At 72.0% G+C, this 1,810-nt stretch carries 2 protein-coding genes and 2 pseudogenes; all 4 read left to right on the top strand.

The window, feature by feature from the left end; translation table 11 throughout:
• Positions 1-507, top strand: a pseudogene (locus KS423_RS44850) (hypothetical protein); the annotation flags it as partial.
• A 10-nt stretch (positions 508-517) separates the two neighbouring features.
• The gene (locus KS423_RS44845; protein ID WP_030291361.1) at positions 518-931 is read left to right on the top strand and encodes a roadblock/LC7 domain-containing protein; all 414 of its coding nucleotides are present in this window, start codon (positions 518-520) and stop codon (positions 929-931) included.
• Between the two features lie 161 nt (positions 932-1,092).
• Complete coding sequence (locus KS423_RS48315) at positions 1,093-1,743, top strand: DUF742 domain-containing protein (RefSeq protein WP_224285419.1); 651 nt, start codon at positions 1,093-1,095, stop codon at positions 1,741-1,743.
• A pseudogene (locus KS423_RS44835) lies at positions 1,724-1,810 on the top strand (ATP-binding protein); the annotation flags it as partial. The gene KS423_RS48315 and the pseudogene KS423_RS44835, both read left to right, overlap by 20 nt.

Genomic DNA, 1,810 nt, shown 5'->3' with positions numbered 1-1,810 from the left:
CTGGCGGGCGGTGGCCTCGCCGCCGGTCCGGCCGGCGGCAGCCCGGCCGGCGACAGCCCGAACTGGTTCGCCGGCGCCAAGGACACCTCGGCGCCCATGGCCCAGCGCGGCCACGACGTGTCCTCGCTCGGCGGATACGGCCCGACCGGCCCGACCGCCAGCGCCGCCTGGCAGTCGCCGAACGACGGCGAGTGGCAGCGGGCCGAGCAGCTGCGCGAGCCCTCCTCCAGCGGCACCACCGGCGCCGGTCTGCCGCGGCGCGTGCCCAAGCAGAACCTGGTGCCCGGCAATGCCCACCAGCCCACCCCGCAGGAAGGGCCGCAGGTCTCCCGCAGCCCGGAGGAGGTCCGAGGCCGCCTCACCAACCTGCGCCGAGGTGTGGAGCAGGGCCGCAGCGCCGGTAACACCGGAAGCTTCCGGATCGACCCCGATCAGGTAGACCAGTCCGGCAACGGACAGAACCGGAGCACCGATCTCTTCGGCGGCTCGAACCACCAGGAGCGTTGAGTTGACTCAGATGAGCCAGGCCGCACAGAACCTGAACTGGCTGATCACCAATTTCGTGGACAACACCCCCGGGGTGTCCCACACCGTGGTGGTCTCCGCGGACGGCCTCCTGCTGTGCATGTCCGAGGGCTTCCCGCGCGACCGTGCCGACCAGCTCGCCGCCGTCGCCTCCGGCCTCACCTCCCTCACCTCCGGCGCCAGCCGGATCTTCGAGGGCGGCGAGGTCAACCAGACCGTGGTCGAGATGGAGCGGGGATTCCTTTTCCTGATGGCCATCAGCGACGGCTCCGCACTCGCCGTCCTGGCCGCCCCCGACTCCGACATCGGCCTGGTCGGCTACGAGATGGCCCTGCTCGTCGACCGCGCCGGCGCCGTCCTCACCCCCGCACTCCGCGCGGAACTCCAGGGCAGTCTCCTGCACTGACGGTTCGTCGGATACCGTCCAGGTATTCGAAGTACCTCCGCGTCCTTCCCGGGCCCGCTTCGGCGGGCTCGGGTTCGGACGTTGTACGGCCTTCGCACCACCGGCTCCGGACCTGCGCCGAAGCTCGCACCGCACCGCCGCACCCTGTGAGGAGAGGAACCGTGACACCGCCCGACGACCGCAGCGGCCCGTACGGCGTTCCGTACCCTGGCACAGGCCATGACGCCTTCGGAGCACCCGGCGTCGGCCACGGTCAGCAGTACGGCCGGCACCAGTACGGACAGCCCCAGCAGCCGTACCCCCGGCCCGAGGAGCAGTACGGCCAGTACGGCCAGTACGACCAGTACTCCCGGCAGCCCTCGTACGGCGCCCCGGCACCCGGCTACCCGGCACCGGCGCCCGAGCCGGCTCCCGGCTACCGGCCCGCCCAGGAGCCCGGCCACGTCGAGGAGTTCGAGGACGAACCCGACTCCGGCCCGCTGATCCGCCCGTTCGCGATGACCGGTGGCCGGACCCGGCCGCGCTACGAACTCGCGCTGGAGGCCCTGGTCTCCGCCGACGTCGACCCGCAGCGCCTGGCCACCCTGCTCCCCGAGCACCAGCGGATCTGCACGCTGTGCACGGAGGTCAAATCCGTCGCCGAGGTGTCGGCGCTGCTCTCCCTTCCCCTGGGAGTGGCCCGCATCCTCGTGGCAGACCTGGCCGAGGCCGGCCTCGTCGCCATCCACCAGCCCGCTTCCGGCGGCGAAACCGGAAACCAGCCCGACGTCACGCTGCTCGAAAGGGTCCTCAGTGGACTTCGCAAGCTCTAACGCGGCCGCCCCCACCCGCGCCACCACCTCCGCGAAGATCGTCGTCGCGGGCGGCTTCGGTGTCGGC

It is taken from the genome of Streptomyces sp. LS1784, assembly GCF_020103755.1.
GTDB lineage: Bacteria > Actinomycetota > Actinomycetes > Streptomycetales > Streptomycetaceae > Kitasatospora.
The sequence above is the reverse complement of the archived record's forward strand: the minus strand, read 5'-3'. Positions and strand labels throughout refer to the sequence as shown.